This is a genomic window from Flavisolibacter tropicus (genome assembly GCF_001644645.1).
GTDB lineage: Bacteria > Bacteroidota > Bacteroidia > Chitinophagales > Chitinophagaceae > Flavisolibacter > Flavisolibacter tropicus.
The window spans coordinates 3018474-3032234 of the sequence record NZ_CP011390.1 but is presented as its reverse complement, the minus strand read 5'-3'; the positions used below and the strand labels follow the sequence as shown (position 1 = coordinate 3032234).

The 13761-nt window shown below is 42.5% G+C and carries 14 protein-coding genes; 11 read left to right on the top strand and 3 right to left on the bottom strand.

The window, feature by feature from the left end:
* Positions 1-85: 85 nt before the first annotated feature.
* Complete coding sequence (locus tag SY85_RS12835; protein WP_148661178.1) at positions 86-535, top strand: hypothetical protein; 450 nt, start codon at positions 86-88, stop codon at positions 533-535.
* 135 nt (positions 536-670) lie between these two features.
* Here the strand turns inward: SY85_RS12835 and SY85_RS12830 are convergent, their stop codons facing one another.
* Both SY85_RS12830 and SY85_RS12825 read right to left on the bottom strand, forming a co-directional pair.
* Positions 671-1399 carry a hypothetical protein gene (locus SY85_RS12830; protein ID WP_066405085.1) on the bottom strand — a complete coding sequence of 243 codons (729 nt, stop codon included), beginning with the start codon at positions 1397-1399 and terminating at the stop codon, positions 671-673.
* 203 nt (positions 1400-1602) lie between these two features.
* Complete coding sequence (locus SY85_RS12825; protein ID WP_148661177.1) at positions 1603-2325, bottom strand: hypothetical protein; 723 nt, start codon at positions 2323-2325, stop codon at positions 1603-1605.
* A 248-nt stretch (positions 2326-2573) separates the two neighbouring features.
* On the opposite strand from SY85_RS12825, the gene SY85_RS12820 reads away from it, so the two are divergent.
* The 4 genes from SY85_RS12820 (at position 2574) to SY85_RS12805 (ending at position 6675) form a co-directional block, all read left to right on the top strand.
* On the top strand, positions 2574-4028 hold the full coding sequence (locus tag SY85_RS12820) for an amino acid permease (protein ID WP_066405081.1): 1455 nt from the start codon (positions 2574-2576) through the stop codon (positions 4026-4028).
* A 123-nt stretch (positions 4029-4151) separates the two neighbouring features.
* Complete coding sequence (locus tag SY85_RS12815) at positions 4152-4379, top strand: CDGSH iron-sulfur domain-containing protein (RefSeq protein WP_066405079.1); 228 nt, start codon at positions 4152-4154, stop codon at positions 4377-4379.
* A 94-nt stretch (positions 4380-4473) separates the two neighbouring features.
* The gene (locus SY85_RS12810) at positions 4474-6120 is read left to right on the top strand and encodes a beta-N-acetylhexosaminidase (protein WP_066405077.1); all 1647 of its coding nucleotides are present in this window, start codon (positions 4474-4476) and stop codon (positions 6118-6120) included.
* 108 nt (positions 6121-6228) lie between these two features.
* Entirely contained in the window at positions 6229-6675 is a 447-nt protein-coding gene (locus SY85_RS12805; protein WP_066405076.1) for an RNA recognition motif domain-containing protein, read from the top strand.
* Between the two features lie 120 nt (positions 6676-6795).
* Here the strand turns inward: SY85_RS12805 and SY85_RS12800 are convergent, their stop codons facing one another.
* Entirely contained in the window at positions 6796-7743 is a 948-nt protein-coding gene (locus SY85_RS12800) for a tetratricopeptide repeat protein (protein WP_066405075.1), read from the bottom strand.
* A gap of 307 nt (positions 7744-8050) precedes the next feature.
* On the opposite strand from SY85_RS12800, the gene SY85_RS12795 reads away from it, so the two are divergent.
* From SY85_RS12795 to SY85_RS12765, 6 genes are all read left to right on the top strand, one after another.
* Positions 8051-8488 (top strand): hypothetical protein, encoded by a 438-nt coding sequence (locus SY85_RS12795; protein ID WP_066405071.1) that lies wholly within the window; start codon positions 8051-8053, stop codon positions 8486-8488.
* Between the two features lie 920 nt (positions 8489-9408).
* Positions 9409-10800 carry an FG-GAP-like repeat-containing protein gene (locus SY85_RS12790; protein WP_066405069.1) on the top strand — a complete coding sequence of 464 codons (1392 nt, stop codon included), beginning with the start codon at positions 9409-9411 and terminating at the stop codon, positions 10798-10800.
* Positions 10801-10842: 42 nt separating this feature from the next.
* Complete coding sequence (locus SY85_RS12785) at positions 10843-11043, top strand: hypothetical protein (RefSeq protein WP_148661176.1); 201 nt, start codon at positions 10843-10845, stop codon at positions 11041-11043.
* Positions 11044-11231: 188 nt separating this feature from the next.
* Positions 11232-11906 carry a DUF4197 domain-containing protein gene (locus SY85_RS12780; protein WP_066405065.1) on the top strand — a complete coding sequence of 225 codons (675 nt, stop codon included), beginning with the start codon at positions 11232-11234 and terminating at the stop codon, positions 11904-11906.
* 236 nt (positions 11907-12142) lie between these two features.
* Positions 12143-12667 carry a glycine zipper domain-containing protein gene (locus tag SY85_RS25150; protein ID WP_099459385.1) on the top strand — a complete coding sequence of 175 codons (525 nt, stop codon included), beginning with the start codon at positions 12143-12145 and terminating at the stop codon, positions 12665-12667.
* A gap of 324 nt (positions 12668-12991) precedes the next feature.
* Complete coding sequence (locus SY85_RS12765) at positions 12992-13684, top strand: hypothetical protein (RefSeq protein ID WP_148661175.1); 693 nt, start codon at positions 12992-12994, stop codon at positions 13682-13684.
* Positions 13685-13761 lie beyond the last annotated feature (77 nt).

The window sequence follows — 13761 nt, the reverse complement described above, 5'->3', positions numbered from 1 at the left end:
GAAATAGTCAAAGCAATTAGCTAAGGAAGCATTTGTGAATTGCGACAAATTGTCTTTCTTTCATACTCACTCTAATTAGCTAAACATGCGCAGTAATCTGATACTAAAAATGAGTGTTCTTGACAAACAAACTGAGGTCAATTATATCATTCCCCAAAGAGGTGTTGATGAAGATGAGATCTTTAATGTTTGGGATATGCAAAAACCCGGCTTTCATGTTGTAAAAAGACTAATAACCATTAAAGAACATAGTTTTTATTTTACTCACCAAAGCATATGGTTGGAATCATATTTTAAGGACCCTGACGACAAAGAATTCTTATTCAAATTCATTGCCAGTAATGACCATAAGACAAATTCCTTATGCGTGGTTTCCATACTTGAGGGTGAACGCTTACTTCTACCTGAACTTCGATTTAGCATCGAGAATTTTGATTTGGATGCAATATTTAATTTGAAACGGGCCATCGTTGAACTTTATCAAATTAAGACCCTTTCAGGCAAAGAGTATACCCTTCAACTGCACAACGCATAGTTTAGAACGCCACTAACAGCATATTGCTGCAATGCGGGTGGGCAGCAGGAACTGAACTTTGCTATTCTATTTGGCATTTATGTATTAGTGAGGCTGAAATGCTTTGATATCCGCACTGCAATAACCCCTGTTCTGTTATCCCTTCTTGTTAGTTTCCTTCTTAAAGAGTTTTAGTTTGTCATTAATATAAAACAGCACATCCTGCTGATCTGTGTGTTGGCGAAGCCATTTATATGAGGGTGTGTTTTGGTACATAAATAGGCGTAAAGCATCGCTCTTTAGACCGGTATAGTAAGATACCATTTGTGGTGAGAAACGGTAGTCGACATACTGCTGTTCTTCTGTTTTTTGGAATAGCGTATTGGCTTGTGCTTTTTTCTTTGTTTTCTTTTTCCATACACGATCCATGCTTAAAGTAACGCCAAACCCATCAGGCGCATGAGATCCAACTGCCGGTGCCACATTGCCGCGCATGATTTCAAAATCAGTCCGGCGCCGAATGCTGTCTAACTGGTATTTAGTATAGTTGGCGCGAACCGTAACACCAGGTAAAATACTACCAGAAGGAGATAGATATAACGTAATAGTGTCGATAAATAAGGTGGTATACTTCAGTGTGTCATTTTCATATTCCTTGGATTGAACAACCAGTTGTTCTCCGGCGGTGGCTTCTATAAAAAAGAAGCCTTTTGTATTGGTTTTAACTTGTTTCTGAGAGGTCAAATTGGTAACCGTGCCGTTTAAAATGGGATAGTGGGTAATACTGTCCCTGAGGTATCCTTTGACAAAGCCTCGTTGGGCATTGGAGCCAAAACTAACAAGAGTTAAAAGCACGAAAAACGAAATGGGTTTGAACGCTTTCATACGAAAGCTGAAAATAAAGGATGCTGTTTTAATAAATGGTTAAAAGGAAGCATACCCGGAATTAAAATGCGAACAAAGAATAAGGATTTTTGCCAATAGGTAGTAAAGCCAACGCTGGCTATTAAAGCAAGAGCGGTTATAAAGTATTGTTAGATATTTACTTTTCTGAATTTCACGTTTGACGTATCTGGTTTCACGATTACTTATGTCTTAGCTCCTTTCTTAAACAGTTTAAGCTTATCGTTGATATAAAGCAGCACATCTTGTTGCGACTGGTGTTTTCGTAACCAGCTATAAGAAGGCGTGTAGCGGCTCATGTAATCGCGTAAGGTGTCGCCCTTGAGGCCGGTGTAGTACGATACCATCTGTGGTGAAAAACGATAGTCTACATATAGCTGCTCCTCCGTTTTATTAAATTGCTTTTCTGCTTTTACTTTTTGCTTTGCTTTCTTGTTCCAAACGCGATCCATGCTAATCGTTGCGCCAAAGCCTTCAGGCGCATGAGAGTCTACTGTTGGTGCCACATTTCCACGTATGGTATCAAAGTCTGCCTTCCGACTCATACTGTCTAACTGGTATTTCGTGTAGTTGGCACGCACGGTTACCCCAGGCAAGATGCTGCCAGCAGGAGAAAGATATATGGTAAGGATATCTGTATAGAAGGGTGTATAATTTAAGGTGTCATAATTATATTCCGGGACCTGTATATAAATGCGGTCGCCAGAGGTGGCATCTAAAAAGAAAAAGCCACTGTCATTGGTCGTAACCTTCTTTTGCGTTCGTTGGTTGATGATGGTGCCATTCGGGAGAGGGTAGTGCGTGATGCTGTCGCGCAGGTATCCTTTTAGAATACTTGTTTGGGCCTGTGCCTGGGTAACCAGCAGTACAAGCAGCATCACTAATCCAAGAGGTTTAAAAGCCTTCATTCTGCCTTAAAATTAATCCAACTGCCGGAAAAGAATGCGTAAAAGCGACCAAGGATGAGCGGGATTTTGCTTTTGATTGGCAGGATTTCTTATTTGGTATTTGATGTTTGAAGTTTGAGATTAGGTGATCTCTAGATAGAAATGTTTTCTCCTTTCCTCTTTTTTAATATTAAGTCTACTTTAAATGTAGACTAATGGATATGTCCTACTTTTGCCGCCTTTGACAACACCAAAAGAAGCGATAGTATATGTTGCGTAAGTCCGTTACACGATTGATAGCTGAGGCCAATGAAGAAGGCCACAAAACTCTCAAAAGGAGCCTTGGGCCCTTTAGTTTGATAGCTATCGGAATAGGCGTTATAATCGGCGCCGGTTTGTTTTCTTTAACAGGTATTGCCGCTGCCAATAATACCGGCCCTGCTGTTACCCTTTCTTTTATTATTGCCGCTATAGGTTGTGCGTTCAGCGCCTTGTGTTATGCCGAGCTGGCCGCTATGGTGCCGGTTTCGGGAAGTGCTTACACCTACTCCTATGCTACTATCGGCGAGTTGTTTGCCTGGATCATTGGCTGGGACCTTGTGCTAGAGTTTTCAGTAGGGGCAGCCACAGTAGGCATTAGCTGGAGCCAATACCTGGTTCGGTTTCTGGGTCAGTATGGTATCCATTTACCACCACAGCTGGTGTCTTCGCCTTTTGAAACGGTTGCACTTGCCGATGGCAGTATCGTCAGCGGGATCTTTAACCTGCCAGCCGTACTGGTGGTAGTAGCCATGACGGCTGTGATCATTCGTGGTACCAAAGGTTCTGCCTTGTTCAATGCCATTGTAGTAACCTTGAAAGTAGCTGTTGTATTGGTCTTTATTGCCCTGGGCTGGCAGTATATTAACCCGGCTAACTACCATCCTTATATTCCACAGAACACAGGAACCTTTGGCGAGTTTGGCTGGAGTGGTATTCTACGAGGTGCCGGGGTAGTATTCTTTGTGTTTATTGGTTTTGATATTGTATCTACCATGGCGCAGGAAACCAAGAATCCGCAGCGCAATATGCCAATTGGTATCATCGGTTCTCTGGCTGTATGTACTATTCTCTTTGTATTGTTTGGCTACGTCATGACGGGTTTAGCCAATTACACCGAGTTTAAAAACAGTGCCGCCCCTGTAGCCATTGCCATTCAAAAAACGCCCTATCTCTGGTTAAGCCAGGCCATTATTTTGGCCATACTGATTGGCTATACTTCTGTGATACTGGTAGATCTGTTAGGTCAATCACGTGTGTTTTATTCTATGAGTCGGGATGGTTTGTTACCTAAAGTCTTCTCGGATCTGCATCCCAAATTTCAAACACCGGTAAAGTCAAACATTCTGCTCTGTGTGTTCATTAGTTTGTTTGCCGGGTTAGTGCCCATTCGCGTAGTGGGTGAAATGACGAGCATTGGAACCTTGCTTGCCTTTATCATGGTATGTATTGGGGTAATGGTATTGCGTAAAAAACATCCAGAAATAAAGCGTGGCTTTAAAACACCATGGGTGCCTGTAGTGCCTATACTGGGAATCATTACCTGCTTGTTAATGATGGTGTCATTGCCTGCCGACACCTGGATCCGCTTGTTTGTATGGCTGGCTATTGGGTTGGTGATCTACTTTACCTATGGTAAGAAAAACAGCAAACTGCGGAAAGAGCTGGAGGAGAAGGAGGGATAGAACTGGAATTTGGATTTTGGTATTTGGGATTTGCTTTTCCACTTTGGAATTTGGATTTGATGAATTGTACTACTTTGCATCCCCAATAATTAATTAAGTAGTAATAAATAATCAACCCGTACAATGGCAACAACAAAACTTACCATCAACAGCGATGGCTCCGTGAGAGTAGAAGGTGATTTTGAAATAGTAGACAAGCAAGGTAATGTATATGGCTTAGGTGGAAGAGAACTCGTATCCATTTGCCGCTGTGGTCAATCTAAGAACAAGCCTTTCTGTGATGGTTCACACAAGGGAAATTTTGAGCATGCAGCAATTGCTTTTGACCTTCCACCCAAGAAACAGGCGTAATTAAACGAACTATTCTTTCCTTTGTGCTTCCGGGCTATAGTGTAAACAGTCACTATAGCCCGGAAGCTTTTTTATTTACACCCATTGTTTTTGTATGAGAAAATTGAAGATTCTTTTAGCAGCGCTTTTCCCGGTTATGGTGGTAGCGCAGGATGTAGCTATTATTCCAAAGCCAGTGAAGTTGCAGGTGACTAGTGCCAAAGATCGTTTCATCATTGATCAGGAAACGACAATCATTCCAGAGACTGTTGACGCGATGCCAGCAGCCGAATTCCTGAAGGACTATCTTAAAAAATATTATGGTAAAGAGCTTACCATCAATCCTCGCCACAATAGTTTTAATGCCATCTTGTTGAAATTGGATAAGGTCGATAGTAAGGTGGTAGGGGCTTATGATTTTCGCTCAAAAAAGAATAACGTACAGATCAAAGCGAACGAGCCATCTGGTCTGTTTTATGGCGTGCAAAGCTTGATCCAGTTGCTACCGGTTTCTGGTCGTCTGGAAGAAGGTGTAGCCAGCGTAAGTATCAGTGACTATCCGCGTTTTCAATACCGGGGTATGCACCTGGATGTAAGCCGCCATATTTTTCCAGTCGACTACATCAAGAAATACATTGACTACTTAGCCTTACATAAAATGAATGTTTTCCATTGGCATTTAACCGATGACCAGGGATGGCGAATTGAAATTAAAAAGCATCCTAAGCTGACAGAGGTAGGTGCATGGCGCAATGGTACCATCATTGGCTTGTTCCCTGGAACTGGCAATGATAGCCTGCGCTATGGTGGTTATTATACGCAGGAAGAAGTAAAAGAAGTAGTGCGTTATGCTGCCGATCGCTTTATTACCGTATTGCCCGAGATTGATATTCCTGGCCACTGCATGGCCGTATTGGCTACTTATCCCGAGTTAAGCACTACGCCCAATGAGCCGAAGCAGGTAGCACAAACCTGGGGTATCTATAACCGGCAAAACAACGTGCTGGTGCCATCTGAAAAGACCTTTGCTTTTATTGAAGATGTGCTAAATGAAGTAATGGATCTATTCCCATCAGAATACATTCATATTGGTGGAGATGAATGTGCCAAGAAGTGGTGGCAAGAATCGGCTGTGAGCCAGCAGTTCATGAAAGAACATGGCTTAAAAGATGAAAAGGAATTACAAAGCTATTTTATTCACCAGGCTGAAATGATTGTAAATAAAAAAGGGCGGAAGATCATTGGCTGGAACGAAATACTGGAAGGTGGTCTGGCACCCAATGCGGCTGTTATGAGTTGGCAAGGTATAAAGGGTGGTATAACTGCAGCTAAACAAGGCCACCCGGTGGTAATGACGCCAAGTTCTCAAATGTATTTCAATCATATGCAGTCTGCTAAAGAAGATTCGCTGACGGCAGCGGGCAAAGCGATCACGCTAGATAGTGTATACTTATATGATCCGGTACCAGCTGAACTCACTGCTAAGGAGAGCAGTTATATCTGGGGTGGCCAGGCCTGCTTGTGGACGGAGTATATTAGCAATACGGCTAAGGTGGAGTACATGTTATTTCCGCGACTTAGCGCTTTAAGTGAAGTGTTGTGGAGCCCGAAGGAAAGTCGCAATTGGGAAAGTTTTCAAAAAAGTTTACCTAGCCAGTTTAAGCGGTACGATCTTTGGCAGGCCAACTACAGTTTGGAATATTTTAAAGCCCGAAAGCTTGATCCGTCAACCTATGGGTTGCAGAAAGCAAGAAAAAGCTAATGGTTAATACCTATAAGAAATGACCTAAAAGATGGGTTACTTTGAGGCGAAACAATTTCTAAAAACTACCGTATTCAAATTTGTTACATTTACAAAATAAATAGTTGTATGAAACTTTTTGTTGCAGGCCTGCCATACGATCTCTATGATGACGAGCTGGTAGAAATATTTGAAAAATTTGGTCCTTTGGTTTCTGCCAAAGTCACACTAGATAGAGAAACCGGCAAAAGCCGTGGTTTCGGGTTTGTAGAAATGCAAAATGAGCAGGACGCACGCGACGCCATTGAGCATCTGAAAGACATTGCTTTTGGTAAAAAGCAATTGATCGTAAAACCAGCTGACGAACGCCCAAGTGGTGGTTCTGGCGGCGGTGGTGGTTACCGTGGCGGTAATAGCGGCGGTGGCTATGGTGGTGGCAACCGCGGTGGCGGTGGCTACAACAGCGGCGGTGGCGGCTATAAAGGCGGCGGTGGCGGCGGCTACAACAAAGGTGGTGGTAGCGGTGGCTATAACAAAGGTGGTGGTAGCGGTGGCTACAATAAAGATCGTTACTAGTAACAAACGTATCATATATAGAAAAGCACCAGTTGATTGAATAGTTAATCAATCAACTGGTGCTTTTTGTTTTATAATAACAGTACAAGTACTAAAAGGCAAATACCCAATTCCAATCCCCTAATCGCATATCCAATTTGGATCAAAGTATTTTCCTAACTGCTCACGGGTAATCCATTTTTTACAACGATACCAGTTGTTCAATAGGTGCATGGGGTTGCTACCGCCCATATAGCCGTCCAGGTTTTTGCCATATTCTTTTATTAGCGTGTCTGTTATCTTGTATAAGATCGCTAAAGACTGGTTTACATCTTTCTTAACCTTCTTTCCCTCCATCAGCCATTCAGCTACTTTAATATGGCTTTGTTCATTATCGCTACGCAATAGGTAGGTCATCGCTTTCGTGTAATTACGTTTCTCCTCATATGTACCGGCGGCATAGTCCAGCAACCAGCCATCGTTAGGGGTATAGGTAAGCGCTTTTTCCAGATAGAAGATAACAGAGTCTTTATTACGTTTTACAAACGAAGATGTGCCCGAATCAAACAAGCCGGCAAGGTCTGCATAACCCTTTGCTTTGAATGTTGCATCGCCATGCTTTATAACACGCTGTAAATAGTTGAAGGCTTTCTTTTCATCACGTTCTTGACCCATCAATCCATAGCTGTATAGGTCAAACAGCATTCTTTCAGCTTCAGCCAGTCCTTTGTTAGCCGCTTTAGTATAATAGGTTAATGCAATCTGTGCCTCTTTCGGTTCTCCATGTCCGTAGGGATAGAGATCCATGCTGGCTGCATATAAAAATTCTCCCAGAGGATCCTGGGCTTCTACATAGGGCTGTATGGCTTTGCGCAGCTCGTAGATGCGGTTCAGATCAAATTTTTCAAAGTCGAATACGGCATTGTATTCCTTCCATTGCAACGTGTCTATCTTACTATAGAGGGCATAGGCGCTGTCTTGTCCGGGCACGCGGTATTGTGCCTGAGCCGTTGGCAAAAAATGCAGTGTAAGGCAGGTGAGAAGTGTATGTATAAGAAGTTTATAAGCAAAAGGGCGTTTTGTTTTCATGGATATAAAATGGGTAATTAAAGGTCAAATTAACTGCAAGGGGAAATGGATGTTGTTGCAGAGGTGTATGAACAGAGGGATTTTAGGTGCAAACTGGCAATACAAGTGTTGGATTGTAGTAGGGCTTATTTAGAGGTGAAGATTGCCGCAAAAGAGCGCCTGTATTGCATTATTACAATTAATATATATGTATTGGCGGTCCATGCTAACAAGGAAACAGTTTACACCTCTTTGCATTGATTTGGGGCTTTTCGTGCACCAACTTTACACCAGCAAATCAAATTAAACACTTTTAAATAACTGATTTATGAAACACCTATTTCTCGCATTAACGGTTACAGTTGCAAGTATTTTTCAAATGGCAAAAGCCAGTGAGCCAATAACACCTACAGTGTTAGCTTCTTTTAAAAGCACCTATGCAAGTGCTCAAGAAGTTAATTGGACAGTAGTGGACAATACTTACAAGGCCTTCTTTAAGTTAGATGGAAAGTATGCTACTGCCTATTATGCACCAGATGGTAGCTGGATCGGAACTAGCAGAAGCATTCCTGTTACGGAGTTGTCGTCCAAGCTGAAATTCGACTTACGTAAAGAACTTAAAAGAGCCTGGATCAGTGACCTGATCATATTGTCTACTAATGAAGGCGACGTTTACTTCGCAACCATTGAATCTGCCGACGCAAAAAAAATAGTAAAGTCGGAGAATGGTCGCAAGTGGAGCGATTATCAAACATTTGAAAAATAACCAAACCTGCAATTGATGCAAAAGGTCCAGCCAAGCTGGGCCTTTTTTGTGTCTGAATCGAGAGAACTAGGATTAGTAGGAAATGGCTGATGTGAGGATGGCTGATTTGGGTTGACAGGTTAACAAGTTGATAAGTTGACAGGGAAGGGAATAATGAACAAGGAACAAGGAAGGAAGAAGGAAGAAGTGAGGGAATGTTCAATGGTCAATTTTCAATGTTCAAGGGGCAATGGAGGGAAAGGAAGACAGGGGGTGAGTAATGAATGATGAGTGATGAGTAATGAGTAATGAATGATGAGTAGTGAGTGGTGAGTGGTGAGTAGTGAGTGGTGAGTCAGGAATGAATGTAGATAGGAGGATGGTGGGAGGAGTAGTGAATGTGGAAGGCAGGTAGAGGGCTTTTTCTGTGCAGTTGATACGGACTTGCCTACAGAAGAGGTACAGATTAGGTACAGAAGAGGTACAGGAGAGGTACAAGAAAGGTGCAAGAGACCAGAGGAGATAGGCAGGGCGGCGCGGCAGAAGCCGGGCTCGTGAATGGTCAGTGGTCAGTGGTGAGTAGCCGGCCCCCGACCCCTAAAGGGGAGCACCCACGCACAGGAGTCCTTCTTTAAAATTCCAAAGGACAAATTCCAAATTCCACTTATATGAGTCGCACTTATAGAGGAGTTACAGAGGATATCCTCCTACCATCCTCCTATAGTTGTTCACTACTGACATAACGACTAATTACTATTGACTTTTCTCGCAGCCCATAGCTCGCAGCTTTTCCTTCTGTGGACTGTCGTCTGTCGACCGTGGATTCCTCTCACAGCTCATAGCCCGCGGCTTTCCTCTTCTTTAACATTTTCCCCTGCAACGTCGGCCTGCACCGCCTTGTCAACGCGATAATTGTACATATAGAAACCAAACGTTCAATTATGAGAAAGATCGTTACACTGCTTATTATTTTATCTAATACGTTTCCTTGTTTAGCTCAATGGAAAGGATTTGCTCCTGTTCAAACCTATAATGTGGCTGATGTAGCCAACCTTATACATACAAAAGATTTTACCGGCGATGGTCAGTCAGATCTTACGGTGTTATACAACGCCGGTCAATCCCAATGGGGTGTTATGAAAGGAGAGGGGCAGGGAAAGTTTTCTGGCATCAGCCACCAGGCTAAAGAGGATAATTATTTTCTAAGTGATATTGCCGATTTTAATAGAGATGGTTTTCCGGACATGGTAATTTCCAGTTACTGGAACAATGGCTTCACCATTTGGTTTGGACAGTCTTCCGGCCAACTAACCAAAGGGCCCTACATGTATACCGGTACTCACGGCCGTGCCGTAAAATGTGTTGATATCAACAAAGATGGGATCATGGATATATTGAGCACCACTAGCGGCTCCGGCCGTACCATTTCCCTGCATGTATTTATTGGAAAAGGCGATGGCAGTTTTGAAACCAAAAGAACTTACCCTTCGGTGCTGGATACCTGTAAGGATATTTTTATTACGGATCAAAACGGCGATGGTCGTTGGGATGTGGTGGTGTCAAGTTCTTTTCCATGGCTATTGATATTTGTGCAGCAGGCCAATGGTGATTTTGTGCCTACCTATCATCCCACCTTTCAAATGGCCAGACCTGCCCTGGCCGATGTAAACAATGATGGCAAAGAAGATCTGATCTTGCTGTATGCTTCTTTTGATAATATGCCTGGCTCCGATAGTTTGATCATTAAACTCAATAACGGAACTGATTACCTATCGCCTTCTATAAGAGTACCTTCTTTTGAAAACAGAATGATCCGGCCCTATTATTTACGCACTGCAGATCTTAATCATGATGGTTTTACAGACCTGGTATTTAATCATACTGATATGGATGGTATGCCAAACGATACGCTGTTCTTTATGCTGGGTAAAGGCCATGCGCAATTTGAGGAGCCTGTGGCAATGAAGGTACCGGCTAATGTGGCCTATTTAATCCTTGCAGATATAAATAAGGATGGTTGGGAAGATCTTATTGTAAGCTGCGCAAACAAAACCATCAATGTTTATATCAACCAGTGGGTGCCTGCAGAAGGTGAGGAAAAACAAGTACAGGTATTTCCCAATCCTGCGGCATCCTATTTCTATGTAAAAGCAGCTTTTAAAACCGCTCACCAGTTGCGTATTTATAATGCGGCGGGCCTGTTGGTAGGTCAGCAGTCACTAAAGAGTGCAACTACTTCCGTATACACACAGGGCCTTGCTAATGGCATTTATTTTATAGAAATAACAGGAAAAGAGGTCAATAGTCGGCAGTCCATTTTGGTACAGCATTAAAAATTGGAACGATCATGGTATACTCATTAGTAAATGAATGCAATGAAGAAGAATGAAATAAATACAAACGATAAAAGCTGGCAAGCAGCCAACGACAATAATAGTGGGCGTAACGAGAAACCGATTCATGAGGTTAGGCAGGAACAAACCGATCCTAATCTTACTGAATTAAAAGGCATTATAGATCCAAATGAAAAGCTGGAGCCAGAGGGCACGGACAATGACTTTAGTGATACATTGTGAGTGTAGCTGCGAGCGGTGAGCTATGAGCCGTGAGAAGGGATTTTATGTCTTATGATATGTATTCTTACTCGAAGCTCACGGCTCATAGCTCGCAGCTTCTTTTTGTTAAAGTTTGCCAAATACAGTCCTTGCCCTTCTAGGTGGATTAAACGAAACGGTCTTATGAGGTTCTTAAGAAAAAGTAGCATATGAAAAGACTAATTGTACCTTTCCTCCTCCTGTTCCTTTTACCCTTGTCGTACTCCTGTACCAGCGGTCGCTTTGCCGGCTATAAGCTGAATGAGAACGATGCCGCTGCTGCCATTCGCCAGATGTTGCAACTAGGCGTACAGGAAAGCAATTTCACAGGAGCTTTTAATAAAGAAACGATCATGACCGCCGTGTTGCCCGAGGGTGTGCGTAAGGCCATGAATACGGTCAGCATGTTGGGGCTTACCAACGAGATCGATCGTTTTACAACAACCTTAGGCACGGCAGCTGAAAAAACAGCTACCAACTCCATACCCATTTTTGCCAGCGGTATCAGTAATATGCAGTTTACCGATGCTATGCATATCATTAAAGCGGGCGGTACTGCCGGTACCGATTACCTGCGTGCATCTATTGGCGATAGCCTGCGCCGTTCCATCCGTCCAGTAGTGGAGACCGCCTTACAGGAGTATAAGCTCAACGACATGTGGAATGAGATTGTAAAACCATTAGGCGGCAATAAAATAAAACTGGATCTGCCTACTATCATGGCTGGCGCTGTTAGTGAAGCCATGTTCCGTAAAGTGGCTGAAAAAGAGCGTCTGATACGTGCTGAAAAAGAAGCGCGTACCACGACCTTGTTACAAAAAGTCTTTTCTAAAAGCTGGAGCTAATATCCTTGCTCTTTTTATGGAGAATAGCAGTGCCGTAACTGTTTGTTTAGCGTACTGAAACAGAATTGCGCTTAGCCGTTAGCGAAGCGCAATTCCGCTTTGAATAAATTATTTGTTAAGGGAAAAAAGGGTTGATAAACCTTTAACATTTGACACAGCTGTTGGCATGGTTTAGGTAATATATGAGGAAAAATAGAGAAGCTATAAACAAATTTTTACACGTTAAATTGTTACTTATGAAACGCATATTATCCATCTTCAGTATAGCCGCAGTAATGGCTGCTTGTAATAGCAACCAGGATAAACTAGCGGTAGAGAGTGCAAGGCTGAAGGCCTATCAAGACTCGGTACGCCTGGCTGCCGATACAGCAGGGCTGTCTGAATACCAGGCTTGGAAAATGCAGAATGAATTGAATAATACAGCTGATCCATATGCTACTACAGCTGGGGCTGCTGCTGCAGCACCTGTGGCGCGCTCTACTACACGTAGTACCTCATCTCGTAGCTACGGTAGCAGTGGTGCTGGTAGATCCAGAGGTTACAGCTCAGGTAATGGTACGGTAGCACAAGCTCCTGCTAGAAAAAAAGGTTGGAGTAAAGCGGCTAAAGGAGCTGTAGTTGGTGGTGTAGTAGGTGCTGGTGCGGGTGCTATTATCAATAAAAAGAACCGTGGTGTAGGTGCCGTAATTGGTGGTGTTCTTGGTGCTGGTGCCGGTTATGGTATTGGTAGAGGTATGGATAAAAAAGACGGTAGATATTAAACCGTATCAAATAATAATATAGAGAAAAGGCCTTACTATAGAGTAAGGCCTTTTTTGTTTCTACTTGTTTGCTTTTGGAATAATTTTCTAGTGATCTTATATGGATGGTTTTGACAAAAAAAACGTTGCGTTTTCTTTGTTATTGAAAACGCATAAATGCAGCGGTTATGTGAAATGGAAAACATAGAAAGCGCAATCCATATGCCTTGATACTCTTTGAGTTGGATCGAAAATGGAAACTGAATATTATGGAAGGGGTGTTTTGTATATTTACTTGTTGTGCGCAATAAAATGGTCACCAAACATATAATTAGAATCTTACTATTGGCAAGTGTTTTTACATTGGGTTGCAACCCACCTAATGCTGACCAGCAAACTACTCCTGTTCCTTTGCCTGATGCCAATGCTGGGAAACTTATACCTATTAATTTCTCAGACAGTAATTACTACGAGATTCAATCCTATGCTCATGATACGCTTACAAAGGATGGTTGGCTAATTAAGTATTTGGTGAAGAATGATAGCAGCAGGTACAAAGACCTTTACATACAATGGAGTAAAGGCAATAATAAAGGATTATATCATTGTCCCTCAGTTTTGGAGTACAGGCGTTATTTCATTCCTGAGTACATAGGTGAAAATAACCAACTCTTGTTTTTCGAGCATGGGTGCGCTACAGACTGTGGAGCAATCCTTACATTGCAAAAAGATACAACCAAGGCAGTCGACTACCCGCACGTTATTAGCTATAGTATACCACATGGTGTGGTCGTCTTTGTTAACCAAGCAGGTCAACAAGATGGAGCACCCTTTGAAGTTTCAGCAGTTGATCTAATGAAGAACAAGGAGCATCGATTAAAATTCAATGGCCTGTGCATGGCAGCGGCTTATAAAGAGCAGTGCGTTGATACCGTGATTATTATGAAAAACAAAGTGGTTGTAAAGGCGACACTAACAGTTAATGACTACAACAGAGATAAAGAATTGCCTGAAGAACGCATGGCTAAATTAAAGTAATCTTACTGCGTACAACACGACCTTGCTACCATAGCGGAAGTTGTACCTGTTCTCATCAACCATAATTCTAATTATCT

Excerpts from the sequence above, each read along its gene's own strand:
- SY85_RS12820 (WP_066405081.1), top strand. The coding sequence starts at position 2,574 with ATGTTGCGTAAGTCCGTTACACGATTGATAGCTGAGGCCAATGAAGAA.
- SY85_RS12795 (WP_066405071.1), top strand. The coding sequence starts at position 8,051 with ATGAAACACCTATTTCTCGCATTAACGGTTACAGTTGCAAGTATTTTT.
- SY85_RS12805 (WP_066405076.1), top strand. The coding sequence starts at position 6,229 with ATGAAACTTTTTGTTGCAGGCCTGCCATACGATCTCTATGATGACGAG.
- SY85_RS12780 (WP_066405065.1), top strand. The coding sequence starts at position 11,232 with ATGAAAAGACTAATTGTACCTTTCCTCCTCCTGTTCCTTTTACCCTTG.
- SY85_RS12830 (WP_066405085.1), bottom strand. The coding sequence starts at position 1,399 with ATGAAAGCGTTCAAACCCATTTCGTTTTTCGTGCTTTTAACTCTTGTT.
- SY85_RS12810 (WP_066405077.1), top strand. The coding sequence starts at position 4,474 with ATGAGAAAATTGAAGATTCTTTTAGCAGCGCTTTTCCCGGTTATGGTG.
- SY85_RS12825 (WP_148661177.1), bottom strand. The coding sequence starts at position 2,325 with ATGAAGGCTTTTAAACCTCTTGGATTAGTGATGCTGCTTGTACTGCTG.
- SY85_RS12790 (WP_066405069.1), top strand. The coding sequence starts at position 9,409 with ATGAGAAAGATCGTTACACTGCTTATTATTTTATCTAATACGTTTCCT.
- SY85_RS12815 (WP_066405079.1), top strand. The coding sequence starts at position 4,152 with ATGGCAACAACAAAACTTACCATCAACAGCGATGGCTCCGTGAGAGTA.
- SY85_RS25150 (WP_099459385.1), top strand. The coding sequence starts at position 12,143 with ATGAAACGCATATTATCCATCTTCAGTATAGCCGCAGTAATGGCTGCT.
- SY85_RS12835 (WP_148661178.1), top strand. The coding sequence starts at position 86 with ATGCGCAGTAATCTGATACTAAAAATGAGTGTTCTTGACAAACAAACT.
- SY85_RS12785 (WP_148661176.1), top strand. The coding sequence starts at position 10,843 with ATGAAGAAGAATGAAATAAATACAAACGATAAAAGCTGGCAAGCAGCC.
- SY85_RS12800 (WP_066405075.1), bottom strand. The coding sequence starts at position 7,743 with ATGAAAACAAAACGCCCTTTTGCTTATAAACTTCTTATACATACACTT.